Genomic DNA, 23,985 nt, shown 5'->3' on the forward strand with positions numbered 1-23,985 from the left:
AAGGTTATGGTGTGCACAGCATACTAGGTAACCTTTTTTAATCAATTGTGCGATGAACCAAGATAGCCCCAGGCCAAGTACAACCTCATTGCGAACAGCCTCAAGACCCTGAAAAATAACTCACCATAGGGCAACCCACCATCTACAAAAACCCTGACACACCCTAGTTGCGTGTGCTATTGCTTTTACTAGGGCTGACTTAAAGGTTTTCGGCTGTGGCGAGATATAACGCGTTCGATGTGTCGTGCGTTACAGCCATCCCGTAGAGAGCGAGTCCATTCAACAACCAGCCACTTAAAACCCGCGTAACACTGAAAACCAGTTCCACTCAAAACCCGAGATACTTCAGACGCTTAACACACTTCAGATACTTCACACAGCATTCTGCTCAGAACTCCACGCATATAGTGCAATACCAGCAGTAATAGTAGAATACGAACAGAAAAACTCATGCAAGACTTACTGTAGCGATTCCATCTTGGAGACTACGATATTGTGAGATACTGTACGATACTGTGAGAGTATAACGGCACGTAAAGCGGAGGACTTATGGTTGGGCGCATTATTAAAGATGATATTGAGAAAGTTCGCGATGCCGCGGATCTTTACGATATTGTGTCTGCCCACGTGACTTTGCAGAGCGCTGGTTCTAACTCTTATAAAGGGTTGTGCCCGTTCCATGACGAGAAAACGCCGAGCTTCACTGTCAATACAGTGAATAACCGCTGGAAATGCTTTGGCTGTGGTTTAGGCGGCGATATTTTTGAGTATGTGCAGCGTGCTGAAGGCATTGAATTTCCTGAAGCTGTGCAGTTTTTGGCTGACCGTTACCGTATTGAGTTGCATTATGATCAGTCTGCGCGCAACGACAACCGTCCTCGCGGCACAACACGTTCACGTCTTTTAGAGGCAAATGCTGCTGCTCAGAAATTCTTTATGTCTCAGCTGATGACTCAAGAAGCTCTGCCAGCGCGTCAGCTTTTGGGAGGTCGTAAGTTTTCTCAGGCTGACTGTGAGCGTTTCGGCTGCGGTTACGCTCCTCGAGGCTGGGACGAGCTGGTACGTCATTTATCCTCGCATGGCTTTACTGTGCAAGAAATGGTTGATGCAGGATTGGCTCGACCGAATCAGAACGGTGGAGCGTATGACTATTTCCGCGGACGTGCTATATGGCCTATTCGCGATACCACTGGTCAGGTTATAGGTTTCGGCGCGCGAAAACTTTATGATGATGACACTAATCCAGGTAAGTATATTAATACGGCTGATACTGCGCTTTATCATAAAAATCGTGTTCTCTATGGAATTGATTTAGCTAAAACAAGCATCGCGCAAAAGCGCCAGGTTGTAGTGGTGGAAGGCTATACAGATGTGATGGCGTGCCACTTAGCAGGAGTAACGAATGCTGTGGCTACCTGCGGAACGGCTTTTGGTATGGAGCATGCGAAGGTTATTCGCCGGCTTATATCGGATTCTTCTTTAGGCTCTCTCAATTTAGTTGGTCCTACGCAAGGATCAGGAGTTATTTTTACCTTTGATGGTGATGCAGCAGGTCAGAAAGCAGCTTTACGTGCTTTCCAATTAGATAATGCTTTTTTGTCTCAAACTTTTGTAGCGATTGCGCGAGATAACCTTGATCCTTGCGATTTGCGTATGACCTATGGTAATCAAGCTATTCATGAGTTAGTTGAATCCAAAGAACCTCTAGTAGAGTGGGTTATTCGCACAGCTATTGAACGTTTCGATACGCAGTATGCAGCAGGTCGTGTGGGTGCTATGAAAGCTGTAGCTCCTTTGATTGCTCAAGTGCGTGACCGCTCACTTTTAGATGAGTATGCGCGTAACGCTGCTCGGCAGATTGGCATGGATATTTCCATTATGCGCGATGAAGTGATGGCTGCTCGCCGCGCTATACGTGTGCATGATGAGGATGCGTATGCTCGCAATCATACTAGCTCTAATTTTGCTCATCATACGCAGCCAGATATGAGTCAGTCCGAACAGCGTTTAGCTGTGGAACGTAATAATGCGCGTAATCAGCAGTATTATCGTGTGGATGATGCTGTATTTATTTCTGAGCAGCAGATGATGGCAATTTTGGTGCAAATGCCGTGGGCATTGCAAGCTCAGATTTTTGAGCGCATGTCTGAGCATGCGTTTGCTATACCTGTTTTTCGTGATTTATATCGCGCGATTATTGTGGCTGGAGGATTGCCAGGTAAAGATGTAACAGCAGGTTTGTGGATGCATAATCTCACCAAAGCAGCTGGTCCAATGCTTAAACCTGTTATCGACGATTTGGCTGTTATGCAATTACCTCTTGCACAGGAAGATGAAGCCGTTAGTTCTTCGCGTCAATCTCAAGCTGAAGCTCAGGGCGGGGCACCATTGCCAAGTCCTGCACACATTGAGTTTGCCACTCAAATGGCATCGCGATTAATTGATGCAGATATGATGCGTGCTATTGCTCATCTTCGTATGCAGATGAATCGCTCAACAGATGAATCAGAGAAGCTTGATATTTTGCAGCGCATTACTCAGCTGGAAAAACTGCGTGCAGACTCTATGACATATGCTTAAAAAAGTCGTATAAACGCGGCTTATAAAATAACATGAGCAAGAAGCAGGAGCACAGCTAAAAATCCTAAGTTCATAGCTGTATACAGTCCTAAGTACTTACCCTTCTTATCTGGCATACGCGAAACGATATTACGATACGAAACGAGGGAAGCCATCGAAGCAATCAGCGTACCTAAACCGCCTAAATTAGTTCCCACAATCAGCGCACCCCAAGCATCTGAGAAGCCGGCCAGAAGAAGGGTGGCAGGCATATTAGAAATAAATTGCGAGGTAAGCACAGAAATATCGAGCGGCGAATATTGCACAAACTGCTGAGCTGCAGTATAGAACTCAGGTATGCGCTTCATATTGCCAATAAAAATAAAGAACATAGCGAAGGTTAATGGCACACCCCAGTCGATATTGAGGAAAACGCGGCGATCGGTAAAGAACATCGTTGCCACCACAATAGCCACCATAATCCACAGAGGAATTAAATCGCTGACGGCGAGAATACACAAAATAAATAGCGCAACATATACCCATGTGCGCCATCCTGCATAACCGACGCCATAATTGAAAATGCGAATCTCATCTGGCTGATCTTTATGAGGAGATGGAGCGAGCACGGATTTTTCCAGTTCAGCTTCGGTAGTAATTTCCTCCATAGAGGTGTTATCGAAATACATCCAGATAACAGCAATGAGCATAATTGCAGAGGCTAAGGAAAATGGAGCCATAATGGCAATCATTTCCCACGATGGCATTTGGGTAAGAGCTTTTAAATATAAATTATGCGCGTTGCCAATGGGGGTGAGCATTGCTCCTAAATTAGCGCCCAAAGTCATCAATGTAATAAGCATAGGCGCCCAACGTTCTTTGCCTGACATAATGAGCACAGACAAAGCAAAAGGCACGAAAGTTACTAACGCAACATCGTTGGTAATAATCATGCCCGAGAAAAAGGTTAAAGAGACCAAAATAAGCATCACCATGCGTGACGTGGATGCCTTCTGCAGAAGTTTTGATGCAATAATACGGAAAACGCCAATGCGTTGGAAGCCGGCAACAACAAGCATCAAAGACACAAGCTGTGCGAGGGTGTTCCAATGAACGTACTCCATATATTGTGCGTCTGGAGGGATGATAAAACATGAGATGATAGCCAGAAGTGTGGCAACAATGAGGACAATCTCATTCTTGACCCATCCGAGCAGCCATTGACCCATAAAAACTCCTTATCCTTGAGTATTTTACTGTACAACCTGCCTGAAAGCACAGATGTGCGTTTCTTGACTTAGTATTGCGGGGTGTTTCAACGAAGCACATGCATCGGAAAATTGCGATGTGAGAACGATGTGAGAGTGGCGTGGCAGAGGCGTGGGAGCGGTGTGAGAAACACCACATGTCTTGATTTTTCTTACGCAAGCAAGCGATAAAAGCCTGAAAAATCAAGGTTTTCTTCCCCTTGGTTACGTATCGTTTATGCATATTGCGCTGAGCTCAAAATCATCATAAATCTGGGAAAATGATGAGAGTTCTCGTAAAATAGAAGCGAGTACACACGGCAAACATACAGCGATTGTATGTGTAACGAAAGGAGCACGTATGGCTACATATACAGCAGTGGCAACAGTAACTGGAGGTCGTACAGGTCATGCAACAAGCGTGAATCCTGATGCTGAATTCGATATTTCTGCTCCAGCTCAATTGGGTGGCACTGGTGAAGGCGTAAACCCAGAGCAGCTCTTTGCTGTAGGTTGGGGTGCATGCTATCAGAGTGCTTTGATGGCTGCAGCTAAGGAAAAGCGTGTGAACGCTATGACTATTATGAAGTCTAAGGTGCGCGTGAACGTAACCTTAACGCACGAAGAAACTGCTGATTTAAGCGCTAAGATTGAAGTTTTCGTACCAGATATGGAACTTGATCAGGTACAGGAACTTGTTGATTTGGCTAATACTATTTGTCCTTATTCCAAGGCAACTGAGGGCAATATTCCAACGGAAACTGTGGCGGTTGCCAGTTTGGGAGAGCAGGCTGCTAGTAGGCTGCCAGTAGAGGGCGCGGATACATTTCGTCCATAACTATCTCTATCTCACAGAGGAACGCAGTCGTTGTGTTCCTCTGTTCTTTTCTGTAGACTGCAATCTGTTACATTGTTTATGCTTTTTGGCTCGGGGGGGGGTAAACACGTTGGTAACACACTGGAGTGTAGGGTAGACGTGTAAAAGGTATAAGGCATAAGCGCCAAAATTGCGCAAGAAATGCAAGAGATAAGGACAAGGTATGACGTATGCATTATCACTACGCGGTTTAACAAAGACTTTCGGGCAGAAAACAGCTGTTAATGCTCTGAATTTAGATATTCCTGCAGGATCTTTCTACGGTTTGGTGGGGCCGAACGGCGCAGGAAAAACGACGACTTTGCAGATGAGCACAGGCATGTTGTTACCTACATCTGGTTCCGTCTCTCTTTTTGATACAGATGTGTGGAGCAATATCGATGCTGTACGTGCGCAGATGGGTGTGATGCCACAAGCTGATGAAATTTTCGATCGTCTTACCGGTCAGCAGCTTCTTGTATACGCAGGATTACTGCGTGGTATGGATAAAGATGAAGTTGTGCGACGTTCAGAGGACTTACTTAAAGCTTTTGACTTGGCTGATGCTGCTTCCAAAATTGTATCTGACTATTCCACAGGTATGAAGAAAAAAATCTGCTTAGCGACGGCTATGATTCATTCGCCACGTATTTTATTCCTCGATGAGCCTTTTGAGGCAGTAGATCCTGTATCGTCAGCAAATTTGAAAGATATTCTCAAAGAATATGTAGCTACAGGCGGAACAGTTGTTATTTCTTCGCATGTTATGTCTTTGGTAGAAAAAATGTGTTCTCATGTAGCTGTAATCGCTGACGGTCAGGTACGTGCAGCAGGAACTCTTGAAGAAGTTTCTGCCGGATCTGAATTAGAGACGCGCTTTATTGAACTCGTTGGTGGTCGTCATGATGCAGCCCACTTGGATTGGTTACAAGGTGGTGAGCAGTAATGAAGCTCAACGAAATTTGGACGGTTGTGCGTCTGCGGTGGGCGCTGACCATTTCTGCAGTCAATAAATCCGCATGGCAAGCCATAGCTTTTGTTATCTCATGCTTAATAAATATAGGTGTGGTTGTGGGATCATGGGTATTAACATGGTTCATTTTGCATGGAATTGCTGGTTCTGCTAGCTCAATATCCTATAACTCTGTGCTGAACACTATTGCTTTGGCCTGGGGCGGCGGACTTATTTTCGTTGCTTTCTGCCAGCTCGTAGCTTTCGGGCAACAAAGCGTGAACGCGCAGAGCTTATATCTACTGGGTGTATCTCGCTTAACCCTGCGCAATGCTCTCGTACTTTCTCAGGTCTTTACTCCCAGCGGAGTGGCATCTTACCTCACACTCGTCTGCATTATGGGGCAAGTATCTGCATTCTTTGCACAGGGGCTGATTCTCCAAGCTCTCGTATGGGTATTATCTTTTATCACTTCGTTCTTAGCTGTGCTCTTTGCTGCTCTTCTTAACTGCACTGTGCTCACAGCTGCCACCGTTCTTTTCCGCAGCAGACGCGCTCGCGAGCTTCTGACTGTGATTTTTGTTCTGCTCATTGTTGCCGTATCGCAAAGCGGTGGCTTTATTGGTGGTTTGAGAGACAGTGAGGGGTCAGCAGGTCGCGGTTTTTCAGTTGTTATTGACGGAATAATCAACGGAACATTTGAAATCGGCGGACAGATTATGCAATGGACTCCATTGGCATCCTTTGCAGTAACACCTCTTGTTATGGCTCGTCCAACGCTTATGACTGCTGTTTTTATTATTGTTTCGATTGCTTTGTATGCTCTGGTTTTCTGGCTGCTGTGCCTTGGATTTGAGTGGTGCTTACACCGCGATATTGTTGAAGGCCGTGCCGAGATTTCCGATGATAAGAAAACGAAGACCACTAAAGCCCACGGATTAGGACTGTTTGGATTACCTTTTGTTCGCGGACCTTTAACAGTTATTATGGCGCGTATTGGAACTAGCTGGTTACGCGATGTGCGTTATGGTTTATCTTTACTGATGCCTGTATTTTTTGCTGTGATTTTTACTCTACAAGGAATTATGAATGGGCATCCAGAAATGGTTATTATATCTGTACCATTAACAGGATATTTCATGTCTCTTATGGGTATGAATATGCTCGCATATGAAGGTCCAGCATTTATATTGCATACTATGTCGGGATTGAAGGGACGGGTTGATTGGTACGCTCGTAGCGCTTTCCAGCTTGGCTTAGGATTACTTATGCAATTTATTATGACGGCGATTGCTTTTGCTGCCGCATATATTCTGGGCAAAGGCTTTGGCGATTCCTGGGAGATTGTGCTTATTTGTGAAGCAGTGGGCATTATTATTCTGTGTGCTGGTGTGGCTAACTCAGCTGTGATGTCTGGTCTGATTATGTTCCCTGTTCCAAGCGCAGAGCAGCCAATGAGAACTCCTCAAGGACGTACAATAAGTCAAATGTTCATGCCAATGATTCTGATGTTAACTACTGTTGTACTACTTATTCCAGGAGTTGGTGCAGGAGTTATTGCATGGTTCATTCTTCACAATGAAGTTTACGCTCTGTGGATTGGTTTCATTGTGCAGGGCATTATGTCTATTGTGTATGTGTTTGCCGGTGCAGAAATTGGAGGACGAATTACCGATAAACGTCGTCTGGCAATTCATCAGACGTTACGCGACTTCGCTGAGTTGACAAGGTAAGTTCCTTCTGCCTACTACTGAAAACATAGAGCGGCTTCTTGACGGAGCCGCTCTCATTTTTACGTATACTCAGGTGCGCAGACGATGCACAGTGTAAACATAGATTACTGAACTCAAACCATTTCACATCACATTGGGCATAGTTATAATACATATGAAGTCTGATTATAAAAAGAAATCGTCCTAAGAATAAAACTGTTCGTGCAGGTGGGCGCTAATGTAATCAGGCTCTTCGGACTTAGCGGGGTTTGTAGGTTGCGCGTATCGACTTCACGTATGACTAGGGTTGTTCACTCATGACGACAAGAGAAAATGCGCCAAACCACATTCACACCGAGGCAATGTCTTAACACATAACATCCCGAGGAATCAACTGGAACCTACTGGGCAACATCGTCTACTAAACCCCGCTAAGTCCGAAGAGCCAATGAAACTAAATAAAACTAGACAAAATATGCGCATGGCACAAAACTCCCACGACATAGTCAACCTAACTATAGGAATTATGTCGTGAGATATTGCATGAGTGCCCACGACAGGAGTCGAACCTGCGACACGGAGATTAGAAGTCACCTGCTCTATCCGCTGAGCTACGCGGGCGCGAATTACATTGTACCGTAAGGTCATAACGAGATAAAAAAACAGACGCTAAGCCTTGCAATTCCAAGCATAAGGTTAAAATCGAAAGTATTCATTCGCGTCGAGCAAAGGACGAACTATGGCTGAAAATACGCCTCAGGTTGCTGTCATTATGGGATCAAGTAGCGATTGGGAAACCATGAGCCATGCTTGCGATATTTTAGAAAAATTCCATGTTCCATACGAAAAGCAAGTTATTTCTGCACATCGCACACCAGAGCTTATGGCAGATTTCGCGCATAATGCACGTTCTCGCGGTATTAAGGTGATTATTGCTGGAGCAGGTGGAGCTGCCCATTTGCCAGGCATGACGGCTGCACAAACAACTCTTCCGGTTATTGGCGTGCCTGTAAAGTCTCGCGCGTTGAACGGTGTTGACTCTCTGCTATCCATTGTGCAAATGCCTGGCGGAATTCCTGTGGCAACAACAGCTATTGGAAATTCTGGTGCAACCAATGCAGGGTTATTAGCTGTGAGCATTTTGTCTACCAGTAATCCAGATCTTGCTGAAGCTTTAGAGAATTATCGCGCAGACTTGAAAGAGATGGTAGAGGAGTCTAATGCCAAGCTTAAATAAAGAAGTTATGAAACGTTTAGACCGTGGAGCAACGATTGGTATTATTGGCGGTGGTCAGCTCGGTCAGATGATGGCTTTATCAGCTCGTTATATGGGCTTTCATACAGTAGTTCTTGACCCAACGCCAGGCTGTCCTGCTGCAGGCGCGTGCAATCAGCAAGTGATAGCTGATTACGATGATAAAGAAGCGATTCGCTCTATAGCGCAGATGAGCGATATTTTGACGTATGAGTTCGAAAATGTGGACGCTGATGCTTTAGATTCTGTACGCGATATTGTGCGCATTCCTCAAGGCACAGATTTACTGCGTGTTACTCAAAACCGAGTAGCAGAAAAAACCTTTATTAATAATCACGGTATCGAAACTGCTAGGTGGCAGGAAGTAAGCAGTTTTGCTCAGCTAGAGAAGGCAGTAGAAGTTATTGGTTTACCTGCTGTACTCAAAACTGCTGAAGGCGGATATGACGGTCATGGTCAGAAAGTTTTACGTACCGCTGACGACGTGCAGTCAGTGCATGAGCAGTGGGGCGAGAACTTTGAACAGAGCGTGCTCGAAGGTTTCGTTAACTTTGAGTATGAAGCCTCAATTTTAGTGTCAGGTAATGGTAGCGAGTACGTTACTTTCCCAGTGGTTAAGAATAATCACGTGAATAATATTTTGCATACAACCGTGGCTCCTGCTTACGGTGCACATCCGAGCGCATTAGACGAACAGGTGAATAAGCAAGCTCATGAGTTGGCACGCACTTTGGCTGCTGGTTTTGAGTTGGCTGGAACATTAGCGATTGAACTGTTTGTATGTGCAGATGGTCGTGTGATTGTTAATGAGCTAGCACCTCGTCCTCATAATTCCGGACACTACACGATTGAAGCATGCGATTTTGATCAGTTTGATATGCATGTTTTAGGTATTGCTGGATGGTCTCTACCTCAGCCTAAGCTGCTGAGCCCTGCAGTTATGATTAATGTGTTAGGTCAGCATGTTGAACCTGTTTTCAAATCTTCTGCACTGCATCCAAATTGGCATGTGCATGATTACGGTAAAGCTCAGTCGAAGCATAATCGCAAGATGGGTCATATAACTGTTCTTGGTGACGATACGCAGGAACTGCTGACTGAATTCAAGAACAGTGGTTGTTGGGAATAACAGCTATTCAGCATTAAAAAGTGGGGCAGAGAATCAATATACTCTGCCCCACTGTGCAATCAGACTAATTACTGAATCGCCTTAAAACCAATATCGTGACGGTAGAACATGCCAGTGGTATCGGTATGGTCAAGAATATCGTAAATAATATTCTGTGCATCTTGAACAGTGTCTGCTGTGGTCTGCATGAGCAAAACGCGACCTGAAGAAGCAACGAGATCATCGCCATCTTCGCTATCGGCAACGCCCGCATAATACACATGCGTTCCATGCTCCGCCTGAGTTGCGCTGCAATCGAACTCATGTATAGCAGCCCCCGTCACCGTCTTATCCGGATACCCCTCGCTGGCCACCACCACAGCCAGAGTCGTCCGCTCTTCGTCCCATGAGAATACCGGTTCTTCACCATGCAACAAAGCCTCAATGCCCGCACCTAAATCACTCGTGAGCTTAGGCAAAACAACCTCAGTCTCAGGATCGCCAAAGCGAGCATTAAATTCAATAACCTTAGGGCCATCAGCCGTGGCAATCAGACCTGCGTACAGAATGCCCGTAAATGGGTTATCCTCAGCCACCATGCCTGCAATAACAGGTTTAATAATGGTTTCTTCTGCCTGCGCAACAGCGGTACTAGGAATCTGAGGAACAGGGGAGTAGGCTCCCATTCCGCCAGTGTTTGGACCTTCATCGCCATCGTAGGCACGCTTATGATCTTGTGAAATTGGCATGGACCAGAATTCGTCACCGCGCACAAAACACATTAAAGAGAATTCTTGTCCTTCCAAGAACTCCTCAATAACAACGCGCGAACCGGCCGCTCCAAAACGATGATCGAGGAAAATATCCTTCAAAGCAGCAATGGCACTGTCTTCATCCATTGCAACTGTTACGCCTTTTCCGGCGGCTAAGCCATCCGCCTTAATCACAATCGGAGCACCTTGTTCCTGAACATAGGCTATAGAAGCATCGAAATTATCGAAGGTTGCATAAGCAGCTGTAGGAACGTTGTATCGTTGCATTAATTCTTTTGCGAAGGTTTTCGAACCCTCAATCTGAGCAGCCTTGCGAGTTGGTCCGAAAGCAGGGAAGCCGGCAGCCTGGAAATCGTCAACCATACCTTCAATCAACGGATTTTCTGGGCCAACAAACACCCAATCAATCTGCTTATCTCGAGCAAAATCAATCAGAGCACTGTGATTCGATAAGCTCAAATTAACCGGCACAACACCGTCGGACTTCATGCCCGGGTTGCCAGGAGCGCAGAAAACCTCGCTCACACGCTCGCCGCGCAGCAAAGCGTGAGCAATAGCGTGCTCACGGCCGCCCGAACCAATAACCAAAACTCGTGACATTACTGTCTCCTTCATGTGCGACGCACGGCGCCACACTTCCTCGATTAGATAATTTTTAGTCGTGCAATTCCACGCGCTCACCGTTATCTTTAACGATGCGTCCGACGGTGTAATGCTTTTCGCCGTTCTCATCCAGAATACGCTCAACCTCGGCCACATTTTCAGGAGACACCATAAGCACCATGCCAATACCCATGTTAAAGATGTTGTACATTTCCTTATGATCAACCTTGCCGTAGCGTTCGAGCACTTGGAAGATTAGTGGAACATCCCATGAGGTAATGTCAAAGCTTGCAGCTAGACCTTCTGGAATAATGCGAGGAACCTTCTCTACGAAAGCGCCGCCGGTAATATGAGCAATGCCGTTAAGAATCTGTTTACTGCCCTTGCCTTTAGCAAACAGAGGCTTGAGAGCCTGAGCATAAATGCGGGTTGGTTCGAGTAGAACTTCGCCCACAGTCTTGCCGCCCAGCTCGTCGAGCGTATCATTTACGTTCAAACCGCCGTCCTTAAACAGAGCTTTACGCACCAAAGAAAAACCATTAGAGTGCACACCGGAGGATGGCAGGCCAATCATAATATCGCCTTCATGAATGGCAGAGCCGTCAATAATCGTGCTCTTTTCCACTACGCCCACAGTAAAACCAGCCACATCGTATTCATCTTCGTCGTACATGTCTGGCATTTCTGCGGTCTCGCCGCCAACAAGAGCAGCACCAGCCTGCACACAACCGTCAGTAACGCCCTTCACAACCTGCTCAAGCAGCACAGGATCGTTCTTACCACATGCAATGTAGTCGAGGAAGAACAATGGTTCTGCGCCCTGCGCCAAAATATCGTTAACGCACATGGCTACGCAGTCGATGCCAATGGAATCGTGCTTGTTTGCAGCCTTAGCTACGAGCAGCTTCGTTCCCACGCCATCGGTGCCGGACACGAGAACTGGCTCATCGTAGCCGAGAATAGACAGGTCGAACAGACCGCCGAAGCCACCAATACCGCCAGCACCTGGACGAGCTGTGCGCGCCACATGCTGTTGAATACGGCGAACAACTTCGTAACCAGCTTCTACACTTACACCTGCGTTTTCGTATGCGGATGGCATTTTTTCTCCTTAAATTAGTAACAAGTTTTCGTTTCGTTAGGCGAGGTCTTACTCAGCCCCAGAACCCGCGTACTCATTGCCGTAGTATTGGCTGGAGTCCTGAGCAAAACGGGTGAGACGCTCCTTATCTTCTGCGGTAATTGAGGAGAGGAATTCTTTCTCATAATCACCCAAACTTGTTGGATAATCACCGTTAAAGTAGGCTACGCATAAACCGCCATAAGGGGCATCTTCATGCAGTCCCACAGTCTCTACTAAACCATCGATGGAGAGGTAGGCAAGCGAATCAGCGCCAATAAACTCGCAAATCTCTTTAACAGTTTTGCTGGCCGCAATCAGTTCGTTGGTACGCGAAATATCGATACCGTAATAGCATGGGTAGCGCAGCGGAGGGGAAGCAATACGCATATGAACTTCGGCAGCGCCTGCCTCACGTAAAAGTTGAACAATACGACGGCTTGTGGTGCCTCGCACAATGGAATCATCAATAACAATAACGCGCTTACCTTCAACCACACCGCGTACTGCAGACAGCTTCATACGCACACCCTGCTCGCGCAGTTCTTGCGTTGGCTGAATAAAGGTGCGTGCCACATATTGATTTTTTACCAAACCCATTTCATTTGGTAATCCGCTTTCTTCTGCATAACCTGCAGCAGCAGATAGCGAGGAGTTCGGCACACCAATAACCATGTCAGCATCTACTGGTGCTTCCTGAGCGAGGCGAGCGCCGGCACGTTTACGCGCTGAATGCACGTTAATGCCGTAAATATTGGAATCAGGACGCGCAAAATAGATAAACTCCATCGAGCAGATAGCTTTTTGCGTCTGATCCGTATAGGTTTCGATATGGTAGCCGTCGTCATTAATAATAATGATTTCGCCTGGCTGAATATCGCGAATAAACTGTGCGCTCACAATATCGAGAGCACAGGTTTCGGAAGCCAGCACATACGCGCCGTTGGTCATCTGACCGAGCGAGAGAGGGCGGAAACCGTTCGGATCGAGTGCGCCAATCATGCAATCATCCTTCATGAGCATGTAGGCGAAACCGCCGTGAACCGTGTTGAGCGCTTCTTTCAGCTGCTCGACGAAAGTAGGTTTTTCGCTGCGACGGATAAGATGCATAAGCACTTCGGTGTCGGAATTCGAATGGTAAATACCACCGTTTTCCTCCAAAGTGCGGCGAATACTGCGGCCGTTCGTCAGGTTACCGTTATGCGCGAGTGCCACGTCTCCATCATAGAAACGGAAGAGGAACGGCTGAATATTATCCACGCTTCCCGAACCGCTCGTAGCGTAACGCACGTGACCGATAGCAGCAGAGCCTTTGAGCTTGTTGATTTGGGTATCGTCGCTAAACACTTGGGAGAGCAAGCCCAGACCTCGATAGCTGTGCAGACGGCCGTTTTCGTTGCTGACGATTCCGGCACCCTCTTGACCGCGATGCTGTAAGGCATGCAAACCAAAGTAAGCGAGGCGAGCGGCATCTGGATGACCCCATACGCCGAAAATACCGCACTCTTCGTGCAAGTTTTCGAGTTCTGCAGACATTATGTATCTCCTCAGTCCTACCTGTTTTACTCGGTAAAGTAGCTCACGCCACCCTCAATAAGAGGCTGGAATGTGTTGCCTGGAACATTGGAATATACGCCGTAGCCAGTGCGTTCGGTATGACCCATTTTGCCGAAGACGCGACCATCTGGGCTGGTAATACCTTCAATAGCTAGGAGAGAACCGTTAGGGTTCACGTTCAAATCAAGGCTTGGCTGCCCCGATGCGTCCACATACTGGGTGGCAATCTGACCGTTAGCCTTCAAAGAAGTAAGAACATCATCATTGGCCACAAAACGACCTTCGCCATGACTAATAGCAATGGTATGAATATCTCCCACCTCAGTACGGCTTAGCCATGGGCTCTTCGTGCTGGAAATACGAGTACGCACTAAGCGGCTCTGGTGGCGACCAATAGTGTTAAAGGTCAGGGTTGGGCAGTCTTCATTCATATCCACAATATCGCCGAATGGCACTAATCCAAGCTTAATCAGAGCCTGGAAACCGTTGCAAATACCCAGCATTAAACCGTCACGGTTATTGAGCAAATCGCGAACCGCATCGGTTACCTCAGGGGAGCGGAAGAAGGCAGCAATAAACTTTGCAGAACCATCTGGCTCATCACCACCCGAGAATCCACCAGGAATCATAACAATCTGAGATTCACGAATAGATTGCGCTAACTGGTGAGTGCTTTCCGCAACAGCAGAAGCAGACAGATTGTTAATAATTAACGTTTCTGCCTGAGCACTCGCACGCTTAAAGGCACGCAGAGTATCGTACTCGCAGTTATTTCCTGGGAAAACAGGAATAATCACACGAGGCTGAGCCATGGTCTTCGACGAGTGGAGCAAAGCAGGAGCACCTGTGTAGCTAATCTGCTCAACAGCGCTGTTCTTCTTGTCATCATGGGAACGGTATGGGAACACAGATTCCATGCCCGATTCCCAAGCCTCTTGCACAACAGCTAAATCAGCACTCTCATCGCCAACAACCAAGGTATAGTCCTCAGTGGTTTCTCCCAGCTTTTCGAGAGTATACAGGTTGCTTGCTGGTAAATCGGAACCTGGAACTGTTTCGAGCACAAAGCTACCGTATGCATAATCAAACAAAGAAGAAAGCTGTACGCTCTCCTCAAAGCGAAGGCCTAAACGGTTACCTACGCTCATCAAGAAGAGCGAACCAATCGTCGCGCTATATCCTGGCGTAGCAGCAGCGCGCAACGAACCACGAGCGTTCAAGCTCTCTACAGCATCGAAAACAGCAGTTAAACTGTCTGACACAGGAGTTAAACCGTTGTCCTCATAACGAGGAATAATGCGCCACACTTGGCTACCTGGAGTCTTAAATTCAGGGGAGAGTGCGCTATCCACATGACCAGTGGATACAGCAAAGCTGACCAATGTTGGAGGAACGTCCAAATCTTCGAAGCTGCCGCTCATGGAGTCTTTACCTCCAATAGCAGCAACATGCAGATCGAGCTGAGCCTCTAAAGTACCCAAAACAGCAGCCATTGGTTTACCCCAACGAGCAGGTTCAGTACGCAGCTTTTCGAAATACTCCTGGAAGCTCAAATACGCCTTTTCGCGGCTAAAACCAGCAGCAATCAGCTTCGCAACAGACTCGACCACAGACAAATAAGCGCCGGTAAACTGGTTTTTCTCCATAATAAATGGATTAAAGCCCCACGCCATAGCAGACGCAGTAGTGGTCTCACCATCTACAGGGAATTTCGCCACCATAGCGCTCGAAGGAGTTAACTGCTGTGCGCCACCAAAAGGCATAAGCACAGTAGAAGCGCCAATAGTTGAGTCGAAGCGTTCCGACAATCCCTTGTTAGAAGCAACATTCACATCGCTGACCACTGCAGTAAGAGCTTCCTGCAAGTTGGTTGAAGCAAGGTCGGCAGCATCAGACCACGGAGAGGTAACGAGCTCGGCAGCACGTACCTGCACGTCTTGATGCTTGGCAGCGCCATTAGAGGAAAGGAATTCACGACTCAAATCAACAATATTGGTGCCATTCCACTGCATAACCATACGAGCTTCTTCAGTGACCACAGCAACAGGAACTGCTTCGAGGTTCTCTTCAACAGCATAGCTGAGGAATTCATCAACATCCTTGGCTTCCAAAACCACAGCCATACGTTCCTGGCTCTCGGAAATAGCTAGCTCAGTGCCGTCCAAACCTTCGTACTTTTTTGGTACGCGGTTCAAATCAACGCGCACACCATCGGCAAGCTCACCAATAGCTACAGATACGCCACCTGCACCAAAATCATTACAACGCTTAATCAAGCGGCAAGCATCGTTACGGCGGAATAAACGCTGCAACTTACGCTCTACAGGCGCATTACCTTTTTGCACTTCTGCGCCATCTTTTTCAATGGACTGCACATTATGCGACTTGGAAGAACCCGTAGCGCCACCAATACCATCGCGACCAGTGCGACCACCAAGCAGCACCACAACATCGCCATCAGCAGGCACTTCACGGCGAACATTCGCCTGAGGAGCTGCACCTACTACAGCACCAATTTCCATGCGCTTGGCCACATAACCTGGATGATACAGTTCATGAACCTGACCAGTTGCCAAGCCAATCTGATTACCATAAGAGGAATAACCAGCCGCAGCAGTAGTAACAATCTTGCGTTGAGGAAGCTTACCCTCCAAAGTTTGAGATACCGGCACGCGAGGATCGCTTGCACCCGTCACACGCATAGCCTGATACACATAAGAACGACCAGACAGAGGGTCGCGAATTGCTCCACCCACGCAGGTGGCAGCACCACCAAAAGGCTCAATTTCTGTTGGATGATTATGTGTTTCATTCTTAAACAGGAAGAGCCAATCTTGGTCTTCTCCATCAACGTCAACGGTTACCTTTACCGTGCAGGCGTTAATTTCTTCTGACTCATCCAGATTCTTCAAGATGCCCTGAGACTTGAGATAACGACCACCAATCGTACCCATATCCATCAAAGAAATAGGCTTGTGTTCGCGACCAAGCTCAGCGCGCATAGCCACGTAACGCTCAAAAGCTTTCTGCACAGCAGTATCAGCAATGTCGATATTCTCTAGCTGAGTGTTAAAAGTGGTGTGACGGCAATGATCCGACCAATACGTATCAATAACCTTAATTTCCGTAATACTTGGATCACGCTTTTCTGTCTGGCTAAAATACTGCTGGCAGAACTCAATATCTGCCACATCCATAGCCAAACCACGCTCGCTAATAAAATCAGCGAGCTGCTCTCGACTAAACGCACGGAAACCGTCAATAATTTCTACTGGTGCTGGTTCAGGCACAGATACGCGCAAAGTCTCTGGCTTGTCTAAACGTGCTTCGCGCGCTTCTACAGGATTAATAACATAACGACGCACAACATCAACATCAGTGTCGCTGAGCGCAGAACCATACAAAGCGTAGACCACGGAAGAACGCACGGTTGGGCGATCGCCTTGACTGATAAGCTGCACGCATTCGCTTGCCGATGCTGCGCGCTGATCGAACTGACCAGGAAGAGACTCTACAGCGAAAACACGAGCGTTGTTAAGAACATCTGCAGGTAGCTCTTCGTAAACAGTATCGCTTTGAGGTTCACTAAAAACAGTGGGAATAGTGGAAACGAAGAGTTCCTCGCTTACTCCTTCTACATCATAACGATTGAAAATGCGAAGACTATCTATGTTCTTCACTCCAACAATCTCAGTCAGCTCGGTGAGCAGTTGTTGTGCGTGTACATCGAAACCAGGTTTTTTCTCTACGAGTACGCGGTAAACCATGTCAGTCCTTTATTGCAATGGGTTGTGGGGTTGTGGGTGGATACATGCTACGGGTGAGCCTGCATTCCTTTGTCGGTGAAAAAAATATGCCGGCGTATAAGCACCGGCATATAAGTATTAATCATCTAGGGTATGAGAAGCATTCAGCTTTTCTAAGCGAGCAAGAATTTCTTCATACGCAGGAATAATGCTTCCCAAATCCTTACGGAAAATATCCTTATCGAGACGTTCAATATGATCGCCACTAGTTTTCGCTTTATCCCACAGACGACATGTGTCTGGGGTTACTTCATCAGCCAATAAAATAGTGCCATCGGAAGTGGTACCCATTTCAATTTTAAAATCAACAAGGGTAACATCAATGTCTGCGAACATAGCAGTTAAAGCATGATTAACTTCGCGAGTCTTTGCGCGGATAATATCAAGCTGATCTGCAGTGGCAATGCCCAAAGCAATAGCGTCATCCGAGTTAATAAATGGATCTCCTAAAGCGTCATCCTTGAGGCAGAACTCAACTACAGGGCGCTTTAACACAGTTCCTTCTTCAATGCCATAGCGCTTAGCAAAAGAACCTGCAGCAATATTACGCGCAATAATTTCCAGAGGGAACATGGTTAAATGGCGGTTCAGCTGTTCTGTTTCGCTCAGTTGCTTCACAAAATGGCTTGCAATGCCGCGATAGCTCAGTTCATTAAAAATAACAGAGGTAATGCGATTATTAAGGCGACCCTTACCTTCAATCTGTTCTTTCTTTGCTCCATTACCTGCTGTGGCTTGATTCATATACTCAACCCAGAGAATATCTGGATTATCGGTAGCATAAAGTTTTTTTGCTTTGCCTTCATAGAGTTTTTCGCGCTTTTCCATGGATGGCCTTCCTGCAAAATGCAACTAGAGATGCGCTGTGACGTATATTACAGTACCAAGTGGTTGCTACAAAAACCCGTATATAAAACGCCGTTTCCTCGAGATTGTAAGCCGAGGAGAACGGCGCTTTTTCAGGGATTTTATTGATTGATTTCGTAAGTAAGAGCGCTGAGCATATCTGCTGTTTTAGCGCGTGCTTTGTCTACTGATTCATCGCGCGCAAGCAGAACAGCCATACGGCGATGACCGTGAACGGCAGGCTTACCGAACAAGCGCAAATCCGTTCCGTTGTGTGCGAGAACAGTATCGAGGTTGGAGAAGATAACTTCACCGTCTCCTTCGATAACGACTGCGCGGCTTGCGCTGGCAGTAGAACCCGATGGATCGCGCAGGCTGACGGAATCTTCGGTTACTGGAATGCCTAAAATAGCGCGAGCATGTAAAGCGAATTCGCTGAGGTTTTGCGACATCATGGTGACCATACCCGTATCGTGTGGGCGAGGAGAGACCTCGTTAAAGAGCACAGAACCGTCTTCGAGCACGAATAGTTCTACACCGAACACGCCCCAGCCCTTCTCTCCAGCTTCTTGAGCATCGTGAACGAGCTGTTCGACTACTGCAAGAGCTACCTGCTTACCGCGCTCGAGTACGTCTGCAGGCACGGCTGCCGGCTGCCAAGATTCGCGATAATCGCCATCTTTTTGCACATGACCAATAGGAGCGCATGCGACCACGCCTGCGCTTGAATAAACAGTAAGAATAGTCAGCTCGTAAGCTAAAGGAACAAAAGCTTCAACGATAACGCGCGACACAGTGCCATCGCCTGCTGTGCGGCGATCGTCTTGAGCGAATTGCCAGGCGTGGGCAATGTCTGCTTGGCTGCGCGCTACCGACTGACCATGACCAGAAGACGACAGGATTGGCTTAATAACGCATGGGAAACCGACTTCTTGAGCGCCCTTGAGGAGCTCTTCTTCGGAATCGGCAAACTTATATGGAGTGGTGGGAACACCGCACTTTTCTGCTGCGGTTACGCGCAAGGCTTCACGGTTCATGCAAATCTGAGCAATCGCCACGCTTGGTACTACCTGTATGCCCTTTTCTCGTGCTGTAGTTAAGGCGCTGGTAGCGATAGCTTCGACTTCCGGCACAATAATATCTGGGCGAACTTCGTCGATAAGAGCGGTCAGTGTAGCCTCATCGCTCATCTCAATTGCGTGACTTTCGTGAGCCGCATGATGTGCAGGCGCATTCTCGTAGGAATCGACTGCAATAACATACACACCTAAGCGCATGGCTTCGAGAGCAATTTCCTTACCCAATTCGCCAGAGCCAAGCAACATAATGCGTGTTACCTTGTCTGGATTCGAGGAATAAGGAGCGCCGAGATTTCGCGGCTGGCTATGGATTGGTGAAGGAGTGGATAAAACAGAACGTGTGTGAGTGTTTACCATACTTTTATTGTGGCATGTGAGGGGTACGAACGACTAAGATGAAATTATGAAAGAACACCTCACCATTGCCCTCGTCGTCGATACGCTGGGCGAAGAAGGCAACGGTACCTCGAACTCCGCCGTCCAATTCGCTGCAGAACTGGAACGTCAGGGGCATCAGGTGCGTTTAGTGGGCATTGGTGCGCCGGTAGAGGAGTACAAAGCTGAGGAACGTTATGTTTTCGGCGCTACAGAGTTTGCATGTCCGCACCAGATTGCTTTTGCGCAACCAGACGAAGCTTTGTTCGAGCATGCTTTCGATGGGGTAGATATTGTCCATATATATTTGCCATTTGCCTTCGGTAAAGCAGCAGCTCGTTACTGCCGCAAGCATAATATCCCAGTAACCGCAGGGTTCCACGTTTTGGCTGAAAATATTGTTTCGAATGCTCCGTTCTTAGGCATTATTCCCGGCATTATTCCCGCTTTATATGGGTGGATGCGCCGTACATTCTATCGAAAAATCCGCCACGTGCACACGCCTACAGAAATGACTAAGCGTATTCTTCGCGCTCGCAAATATACGAATAAACTTCACGTTTTTTCCAACGGGTATGATGACGTTCTTTTTCGCGCTCGCCCGATTATGGAGCCTCGTGCGCAGAAAAAATTGCAGAGCAAGAATTTTGTGATTTGCTCAGCAGGACGTTTAAGCAAAGAGAAAAGCCATGAAACTTTGATTAAAGCGGTTGCTCTGAGCGTTCACAAAGATGATATTGAAGTGCGCATAGCTGGGTCGGGACCGCATGAGAAAAAATTACGTAAGATGGCTAGCGATCTTTTGCAACCTGACCAATTGAGTATTTCCTTCGTAGAACATGAACAGATGGGAGAGTTTTTCACTCAGGCTGATTTATTTGTGCATGCTTCTTCTATTGATATTGAAGGTATTTCGGCTATAGAAGCGATGGCGGTGGGCGTAGTGCCTGTGATTGCTCGCGCTGATTTGAGTGCTGCTAGCGGTTTTGCTTTGTGCAAAGAAAGCGTTTTTGATTACGGTGATGCACAGCAGTTAGCTCAAAAAATTGACTGGTGGATTGAGCATCCTGCAGAACGCTTGCAGTGGGGCATGAAGTATGCTCAGCATACGCATGACTATTACTCGCTTGCAGCTTCTGTGCGCGCTTTTATAGAGATGGAGAGACAAGCAATTGAGGATGATCGTTCAGGCAGGGTTGCGGCATAGTTTCATCAAGGTTTGCTACAAACACATTACTGGACATGGTGTCCTGTCTGGCATGATGGATTTTGTTCGATATGCTTTATGCTTTGATGCATGTTTGCTTGTAATTGAACTTTTTCCTCGGATTGTTGCTGCATCTAGGAACTTGAACTCGTTGCTCTCACACCTGCCAATTGCGAGAACCAAGAAAATTCTCAAGAAATTTTATTTTCTCGTTGTGTCGTCCATGGTTTATGTGTATACTCTCATACGTTGCACTAAACGTGGTGCAAGCGTGGTGGCTGTAGCTCAGTCGGTAGTAGCACCTGATTGTGGTTCAGGAGGTCGCGAGTTCAAGTCTCGTCAGCCACCCCATTGAGCTTCAAGATTACGGTCTTGAAGCTTTTTGTTTACTCCACCAATACAAGCTGAATGCGCAGTCCAATACGGCAAAATCTTTCAAGTCGCGCGGATTATATCCAGTAATCTTTGCCATCTTATTCAAACGGTTCTGCACAGTATTTTTATGCAGAAATAGTTCTTGCGCAGTATGCGCAATACTCCCATTATTAGCCTTATAAGCGGCGAATACTCGATACAGTTGTTCAATCATATGTGGTTCTAAATCAGAAAAAACATGCGTACAGTACTGTTCGATGCTTGCTGGGTTGAGAGCAGGAAAAAGTAATCCAAAATCTAAATCCGTAAAATACGCCACTTGGTTCTCGTTATTCGTTAATGCCCATCGAGCAGCGCTATGAGCTTGTAAATAATGGGGATGTATAAAACGCAAGTTATCACAAAGATTACTCACACCTGCGGCATAAGGTCTGTTAAGAAAGTGGTATGTATTAATAATCTCGTGGACGAGCGGTTGCGGTCCAATCATGCATATGCTATCAGGCTGCACACGCACAATAAGCTGATTATCGTGACGCGTAATCTCTCGAACGGCCTCACGAATGCGGCGAATATCTGCAGAAGTCAAAAGTTCTCCAGAAAAAAGTATTTCCGCGCATAAAAGTTTTTCCTGAACAGTGATATCTGCTTCCTGCATAAGATGCGAAACTGTAACAGCATCGTAGTTCTCAGCAATCAGCGCAGTAACGAGGTTATCAATCATAATATTGCGATTCGCATAATTAATGCGATCGAGATTCTCGCGGATTAAAATCTCAGTCATCTTTTTAATAACAGTTCCATAGGCCTCAACCTCGTGGCGCTCGCCAGTCATGCCGATAACGGCAACAACCGTATCGTAGAGATAAACAGGAATATTCACGCCATTGCGTGCTCCTGCGAAAGGGTGCTCGTCGTCAACGTAAACGGTTTCGCCGGTTTCAATGGCTAACTGAGCTGCTCCATGCGTGCTGCCAATGCGGCTGGTATTTGTGCTGGCAATAATAGTACCTGTCGTATCGAATAGGTTAATATCGTAGCGCACAGCGTCTTTCAGATTGTTCACAATAGTCAGAGCTATATCTTTATTGATATTCATGACGCATCCTTCAAAATAGTACCTGTAACATATTTTAACGGAAATTTTGCAGAAAATCGGGTATGCGGTAGCTATTTTGTGGCGTGGGTAACAACGATAATAGAGCCAAGAGGCATAAAGACGTGCCGCATAGAATTTGTCGAGGAGGACGTTATGGAGATGACGTTGGCGTGGTGGGCTGCTCTCTTGGGGTTAGCTCTGGCAATTATTTTGATTTTACGCAAGCTGAACACGACCTATGCGCTGTTACTGGGAGCAGTTTTTGGCTGTTTGATTGGAGGCGCTGGTTTTGTGAATACCACAAATATTATTGTGGAAGGTACGCAAAGCGTGATGGGAACAGTGGTGCGCGTGCTGGCTGCCGGTGTGCTTGCTGGTGTGATGATGGAGTCTGGTGCTGCCGACCGAATTGCTCAAACAATTGTTGGTGTTTTCGGCAAACACATGGCAATACTGTCTCTGGCTCTCGCCACCATGATTATCTGTGCTGTAGGTGTTTTTATTCCTGTTGCAGTGCTTATTGTGGCTCCAATCGCCATAGAAGTGGGAACTAGGCTGCATATTTCCAAGTTGGCTCTGCTCGTAGCTCTATCTGGTGGAGGTAAGGCGGGCAATATTATTTCTCCCAATCCCAATACGATTGCTGTGGCTTCAGGTTTTAAAGTAGATGTGTCGAGCGTGATGATTTCTAGCTTCATTCCCGCTCTTTTCGGTCTAGCCATGACTGTTGTGCTTGCCACGCTGATTCAGCGTCGTGGCAAGCTCGTGGAAACTGACACGACTTTGCAGGAATCTGTAGCAAGTAACAATAAAGAAAATCTGCCAAGTATCTCTCGATCGCTTGTAGCACCTGTATTGGCTGTGAGCTTGCTGCTGATTAATCCACTCGGCTCGGTTTTTAATATTGGCGTGCTCAAAAGTTTCCACGTAGATGCCATGTATATTCTTCCTTTTGCTGCCATCGTTGGTTTACTCGCAATGAGGCAGGGGTCGAAGATTTTGGAGTACACAAAAGCTGGTTTGCAGCGCATGATTGATGTTGTGCTTATTCTTATTGGCGCGGGCGCTCTCGGCGGTCTTATTACACATTCTGACTTACCAGCACAAATCGTGAAGCTTATTGACAGCATGGGAATTTCTGGCTCTTTCCTCGCTCCGATTTCCGGTATTCTCATGGCTGCAGCGGCAGCATCAACATCTACAGGTGTTATTTTAGGTTCGAAGTCCTTTGGTACTTCCATTTTGTCGTTCGGCGTAACGCCAACAGCTGCTGCAGTAACTATGCAAGCAGGTGCCACTGTTATCGATGCTTTGCCGCACGGGAATTACTTCCACGTAACGGCAAAAACTCTCAATATGACTATTGCTCAACGTATGCATGTGCTCGTTTATGAAGCAATGATTGGTTTAACTATGACCATCGCTGCCACTGTTATGTACATTATTTTCTAATGAA

At 46.8% G+C, this 23,985-nt stretch carries 16 protein-coding genes and 2 tRNA genes; 9 read left to right on the forward strand and 9 right to left on the reverse strand.

The window, feature by feature from the left end:
• Positions 1–549 precede the first annotated feature (549 nt).
• Positions 550–2,580, forward strand: coding sequence for a DNA primase (gene dnaG / locus HMPREF2909_RS03330; protein WP_071415214.1), 2,031 nt, complete (start codon positions 550–552; stop codon positions 2,578–2,580).
• A gap of 20 nt (positions 2,581–2,600) precedes the next feature.
• Here dnaG and HMPREF2909_RS03335 read toward each other — a convergent pair whose 3' ends face one another.
• Positions 2,601–3,788, reverse strand: coding sequence for an SLC13 family permease (locus HMPREF2909_RS03335; protein ID WP_071415215.1), 1,188 nt, complete (start codon positions 3,786–3,788; stop codon positions 2,601–2,603).
• Between the two features lie 379 nt (positions 3,789–4,167).
• On the opposite strand from HMPREF2909_RS03335, the gene HMPREF2909_RS03340 reads away from it, so the two are divergent.
• The 3 genes from HMPREF2909_RS03340 (at position 4,168) to HMPREF2909_RS03350 (ending at position 7,347) form a co-directional block, all read left to right on the forward strand.
• Positions 4,168–4,644 carry an Ohr family peroxiredoxin gene (locus HMPREF2909_RS03340; protein ID WP_071415216.1) on the forward strand — a complete coding sequence of 159 codons (477 nt, stop codon included), beginning with the start codon at positions 4,168–4,170 and terminating at the stop codon, positions 4,642–4,644.
• Positions 4,645–4,846: 202 nt separating this feature from the next.
• On the forward strand, positions 4,847–5,608 hold the full coding sequence (locus tag HMPREF2909_RS03345; RefSeq protein WP_071415217.1) for an ABC transporter ATP-binding protein: 762 nt from the start codon (positions 4,847–4,849) through the stop codon (positions 5,606–5,608).
• On the forward strand, positions 5,608–7,347 hold the full coding sequence (locus HMPREF2909_RS03350; RefSeq protein WP_071415218.1) for a hypothetical protein: 1,740 nt from the start codon (positions 5,608–5,610) through the stop codon (positions 7,345–7,347). Before HMPREF2909_RS03345 ends, HMPREF2909_RS03350 begins: the two co-directional genes overlap by 1 nt.
• A 527-nt stretch (positions 7,348–7,874) precedes the next feature.
• On the opposite strand, the gene HMPREF2909_RS03355 is transcribed toward HMPREF2909_RS03350, so the two are convergent.
• A tRNA-Arg gene (locus HMPREF2909_RS03355) sits at positions 7,875–7,947 on the reverse strand.
• 118 nt (positions 7,948–8,065) lie between these two features.
• Here HMPREF2909_RS03355 and purE point away from each other — a divergent pair.
• Together purE and purK are read left to right on the forward strand one after the other, a co-directional pair.
• On the forward strand, positions 8,066–8,563 hold the full coding sequence (gene purE / locus HMPREF2909_RS03360; protein WP_071415219.1) for a 5-(carboxyamino)imidazole ribonucleotide mutase: 498 nt from the start codon (positions 8,066–8,068) through the stop codon (positions 8,561–8,563).
• Positions 8,547–9,710 (forward strand): 5-(carboxyamino)imidazole ribonucleotide synthase, encoded by a 1,164-nt coding sequence (gene purK, locus HMPREF2909_RS03365; RefSeq protein WP_071415220.1) that lies wholly within the window; start codon positions 8,547–8,549, stop codon positions 9,708–9,710. Before purE ends, purK begins: the two co-directional genes overlap by 17 nt.
• A 68-nt stretch (positions 9,711–9,778) precedes the next feature.
• Here the strand turns inward: purK and purD are convergent, their stop codons facing one another.
• From purD to purT, 6 genes are all read right to left on the reverse strand, one after another.
• Entirely contained in the window at positions 9,779–11,062 is a 1,284-nt protein-coding gene (gene purD / locus HMPREF2909_RS03370; protein WP_071415221.1) for a phosphoribosylamine--glycine ligase, read from the reverse strand.
• Positions 11,063–11,117: 55 nt separating this feature from the next.
• Positions 11,118–12,167 (reverse strand): phosphoribosylformylglycinamidine cyclo-ligase, encoded by a 1,050-nt coding sequence (purM, locus tag HMPREF2909_RS03375; protein ID WP_071415222.1) that lies wholly within the window; start codon positions 12,165–12,167, stop codon positions 11,118–11,120.
• Between the two features lie 48 nt (positions 12,168–12,215).
• The gene (purF, locus tag HMPREF2909_RS03380) at positions 12,216–13,721 is read right to left on the reverse strand and encodes an amidophosphoribosyltransferase (protein WP_071415223.1); all 1,506 of its coding nucleotides are present in this window, start codon (positions 13,719–13,721) and stop codon (positions 12,216–12,218) included.
• Between the two features lie 26 nt (positions 13,722–13,747).
• Positions 13,748–17,509, reverse strand: a complete 3,762-nt coding sequence (locus HMPREF2909_RS03385) for a phosphoribosylformylglycinamidine synthase (protein ID WP_071415224.1) — start codon at positions 17,507–17,509, stop codon at positions 13,748–13,750.
• Positions 17,510–17,626: 117 nt separating this feature from the next.
• A complete protein-coding gene (gene purC / locus HMPREF2909_RS03390) occupies positions 17,627–18,376 on the reverse strand; it encodes a phosphoribosylaminoimidazolesuccinocarboxamide synthase (protein ID WP_071415225.1) in 750 nt (249 codons plus the stop codon).
• Between the two features lie 140 nt (positions 18,377–18,516).
• A complete protein-coding gene (gene purT / locus HMPREF2909_RS03395; RefSeq protein ID WP_071415226.1) occupies positions 18,517–19,830 on the reverse strand; it encodes a formate-dependent phosphoribosylglycinamide formyltransferase in 1,314 nt (437 codons plus the stop codon).
• A gap of 46 nt (positions 19,831–19,876) precedes the next feature.
• Here purT and HMPREF2909_RS03400 point away from each other — a divergent pair, with 46 nt between their 5' ends.
• Complete coding sequence (locus HMPREF2909_RS03400) at positions 19,877–21,055, forward strand: glycosyltransferase (protein WP_071415227.1); 1,179 nt, start codon at positions 19,877–19,879, stop codon at positions 21,053–21,055.
• 274 nt (positions 21,056–21,329) lie between these two features.
• Positions 21,330–21,406, forward strand: a tRNA-His gene (locus tag HMPREF2909_RS03405).
• Positions 21,407–21,419: 13 nt separating this feature from the next.
• On the opposite strand, the gene HMPREF2909_RS03410 is transcribed toward HMPREF2909_RS03405, so the two are convergent.
• A complete protein-coding gene (locus tag HMPREF2909_RS03410; protein WP_071415228.1) occupies positions 21,420–22,529 on the reverse strand; it encodes a CdaR family transcriptional regulator in 1,110 nt (369 codons plus the stop codon).
• Between the two features lie 153 nt (positions 22,530–22,682).
• Here HMPREF2909_RS03410 and HMPREF2909_RS03415 point away from each other — a divergent pair, with 153 nt between their 5' ends.
• Complete coding sequence (locus HMPREF2909_RS03415; RefSeq protein ID WP_071415229.1) at positions 22,683–23,981, forward strand: GntP family permease; 1,299 nt, start codon at positions 22,683–22,685, stop codon at positions 23,979–23,981.
• Positions 23,982–23,985: the final 4 nt, after the last annotated feature.

It is taken from the genome of Alloscardovia sp. HMSC034E08 (genome assembly GCF_001813415.1).
GTDB classification, from domain to species: Bacteria; Actinomycetota; Actinomycetes; order Actinomycetales; family Bifidobacteriaceae; genus Alloscardovia; species Alloscardovia omnicolens.

What these genes read in the sequence shown, in the direction of transcription:
- HMPREF2909_RS03385 (WP_071415224.1), bottom strand. Translation starts at nt 17,509, where the DNA reads ATGGTTTACCGCGTACTCGTAGAGAAAAAACCTGGTTTCGATGTACAC.
- purC (WP_071415225.1), bottom strand. Translation starts at nt 18,376, where the DNA reads ATGGAAAAGCGCGAAAAACTCTATGAAGGCAAAGCAAAAAAACTTTAT.
- purT (WP_071415226.1), bottom strand. Translation starts at nt 19,830, where the DNA reads ATGGTAAACACTCACACACGTTCTGTTTTATCCACTCCTTCACCAATC.
- HMPREF2909_RS03410 (WP_071415228.1), bottom strand. Translation starts at nt 22,529, where the DNA reads ATGAATATCAATAAAGATATAGCTCTGACTATTGTGAACAATCTGAAA.
- HMPREF2909_RS03400 (WP_071415227.1), top strand. Translation starts at nt 19,877, where the DNA reads ATGAAAGAACACCTCACCATTGCCCTCGTCGTCGATACGCTGGGCGAA.
- purD (WP_071415221.1), bottom strand. Translation starts at nt 11,062, where the DNA reads ATGTCACGAGTTTTGGTTATTGGTTCGGGCGGCCGTGAGCACGCTATT.
- HMPREF2909_RS03350 (WP_071415218.1), top strand. Translation starts at nt 5,608, where the DNA reads ATGAAGCTCAACGAAATTTGGACGGTTGTGCGTCTGCGGTGGGCGCTG.
- purE (WP_071415219.1), top strand. Translation starts at nt 8,066, where the DNA reads ATGGCTGAAAATACGCCTCAGGTTGCTGTCATTATGGGATCAAGTAGC.
- HMPREF2909_RS03335 (WP_071415215.1), bottom strand. Translation starts at nt 3,788, where the DNA reads ATGGGTCAATGGCTGCTCGGATGGGTCAAGAATGAGATTGTCCTCATT.
- purK (WP_071415220.1), top strand. Translation starts at nt 8,547, where the DNA reads ATGCCAAGCTTAAATAAAGAAGTTATGAAACGTTTAGACCGTGGAGCA.
- HMPREF2909_RS03415 (WP_071415229.1), top strand. Translation starts at nt 22,683, where the DNA reads ATGGAGATGACGTTGGCGTGGTGGGCTGCTCTCTTGGGGTTAGCTCTG.
- HMPREF2909_RS03345 (WP_071415217.1), top strand. Translation starts at nt 4,847, where the DNA reads ATGACGTATGCATTATCACTACGCGGTTTAACAAAGACTTTCGGGCAG.
- dnaG (WP_071415214.1), top strand. Translation starts at nt 550, where the DNA reads ATGGTTGGGCGCATTATTAAAGATGATATTGAGAAAGTTCGCGATGCC.
- HMPREF2909_RS03340 (WP_071415216.1), top strand. Translation starts at nt 4,168, where the DNA reads ATGGCTACATATACAGCAGTGGCAACAGTAACTGGAGGTCGTACAGGT.
- purF (WP_071415223.1), bottom strand. Translation starts at nt 13,721, where the DNA reads ATGTCTGCAGAACTCGAAAACTTGCACGAAGAGTGCGGTATTTTCGGC.
- purM (WP_071415222.1), bottom strand. Translation starts at nt 12,167, where the DNA reads ATGCCATCCGCATACGAAAACGCAGGTGTAAGTGTAGAAGCTGGTTAC.